Genomic DNA, 2007 nt, shown 5'->3' on the forward strand with positions numbered 1-2007 from the left:
TATTAAGGGGGGTGCCGATAGGCGGGGGGATCTACCCTTATTAAGGGGGGTGCCGATAGGCGGGGGGATCTACCCTTGATTGTCTTTAATCGGGATGACAGGATTCGAACCTGCGGCCCCTTCGTCCCGAACGAAGTGCGCTACCAAGCTGCGCTACATCCCGAAATTTTTTAGCTAAATCATCATAGCATATTCGGCCTTGATTGGGTCGAGACTTGCTAGGATATTAGGGATATAGGCAAAAATTATCGGAGTAGTTCAGGCGTGACGGTCAAACCAGAGTGGTTACGGGTGAAAGCACCGCAATGGCAGCGAGTCGGCAGTGTTAAGGAGGTTTTACGCGATTTAGGCTTAAATACCGTTTGTGAGGAGGCTTCCTGTCCCAATATCGGCGAATGTTTCCACGCAGGGACGGCTACCTTTTTAATTATGGGTCCTGCTTGCACTCGCGCCTGTCCTTACTGTGATATAGATTTTGAGAAAAAACCGCAACCTTTAGACTCCACGGAACCCCTGCGACTAGCGGCAGCCGTGCAACGTCTTGATCTTAATCATGTAGTGATCACTTCTGTCAATCGCGATGATTTGGCTGATGGGGGTGCTAGTCAATTTGTCCGTTGTATCGAGGAAATTCGCCGCATTTCCCAAAAAACCACCATCGAAGTGCTGATTCCCGATCTTTGCGGCAATTGGCAGGCTTTAGCTTTGATTCTTGCCGCTAAACCTGAAGTTTTAAACCATAACACCGAAACTGTTCCCCGTCTCTATCGTCGCGTGCGTCCCCAGGGTGATTACCAGCGTTCTCTAGAATTATTGCAGCGCGCCCGCGCCATTGTTCCCGCTACCTACACAAAATCGGGCATTATGGTGGGATTGGGGGAAACCGACGAGGAAGTGCGGCAAGTAATGCGCGATTTACGGGCTGCCGATTGTGATATTCTCACCATCGGGCAGTATCTGCAACCATCCTCAAAACATCTCGGTGTCCAGGAATTTATCACCCCCGAACAGTTCCACGCTTGGCGCGAATACGGTGAGTCTCTGGGATTTTTACAAATTGTTGCGAGTCCCTTGACAAGAAGCTCTTATCATGCTGAACAAGTCAGAGCCTTGATGAATTTGTATCCGCGAGAGTCTTGAGATGGGGCAGCAATTGCTGAAAAGCTCGTCCTCGGTGGCTAATTTTTCTTTTTAATTCGGGAGACATTTCCGCAAAGGTTAAAGCGTATTCGGGAACATAAAAAATCGGATCGTAACCAAAACCACCTTCACCCCTAGGACTGGTTAAAATTTCTCCCGTGCAGATTCCTGTGGCGCTCAAGGCAATCTCACCATCGGGACGGGCGATCGCAATTACACAGACAAAACGGGCCGAGCGATCCTGATTATCTCCTAATTCTCTGACGAGGCGATCGATTCTTTCTCGATCATTTTCACCGTAGCGGGCCGAGTAAATCCCCGGTGCATTTCCTAACCCAGTTACTTCCAATCCCGAATCATCAGCGATCGACCATTCTCCCAATGTTAGGGCAATTTGAGCAGCTTTTAAATAAGCATTTTCAGTAAAAGTCGCCCCGGTTTCCTCTATCTCTAAATCATCGGGTTTTAACTGCAATTCTAGGTCGATATCAGTTAAGTATTCCCCTATCTCTGCTAATTTACCCGGGTTACTCGTGGCTAGAATTAATTTTTTCATCGAAAATTTTGGGTGGGAAACCCCGGCCTTTTAGGACGGCTTGACGTTGAGAATATTTCACTATACACTAAAGCTACAGTAAAAACTTTTAACTCCCTGACTGCTTTGGATCGGACGGACATTTCCCCCTGATTATTGCCAGGATTAAAGTTAAGCATGGGTTCCTTAAAATTCCCATTGACTGAAAGACTCAAAGACAAACAGATCAAGGAAGTACAAATAAGTGGGTGGGTGGAATTAAATATAGATGAACGTAGGTTGGGTTGAAGCATGAAACCCAACGCCTGCTCATGTTACGCTACCGCTAACCC

The 2007-nt window shown here is 47.4% G+C and carries 2 protein-coding genes and 1 tRNA gene; 1 reads left to right on the plus strand and 2 read right to left on the minus strand.

Going from position 1 to position 2007, the window contains the following annotated elements; genetic code table 11:
* Positions 1 to 89 precede the first annotated feature (89 nt).
* Positions 90 to 163, minus strand: a tRNA-Pro gene (locus IQ242_RS23445).
* 71 nt (positions 164 to 234) lie between these two features.
* On the opposite strand from IQ242_RS23445, the gene lipA reads away from it, so the two are divergent.
* The gene (gene lipA / locus IQ242_RS23450) at positions 235 to 1140 is read left to right on the plus strand and encodes a lipoyl synthase (protein WP_370583047.1); all 906 of its coding nucleotides are present in this window, start codon (positions 235 to 237) and stop codon (positions 1138 to 1140) included.
* Here lipA and rdgB read toward each other — a convergent pair.
* A complete protein-coding gene (gene rdgB / locus IQ242_RS23455) occupies positions 1103 to 1696 on the minus strand; it encodes an RdgB/HAM1 family non-canonical purine NTP pyrophosphatase (RefSeq protein WP_193961610.1) in 594 nt (197 codons plus the stop codon). The genes lipA and rdgB overlap by 38 nt on opposite strands.
* Positions 1697 to 2007 lie beyond the last annotated feature (311 nt).

Source organism: Microcystis sp. LEGE 08355 (genome assembly GCF_015207185.1).
Taxonomy (GTDB): domain Bacteria; phylum Cyanobacteriota; class Cyanobacteriia; order Cyanobacteriales; family Microcystaceae; genus Microcystis; species Microcystis panniformis.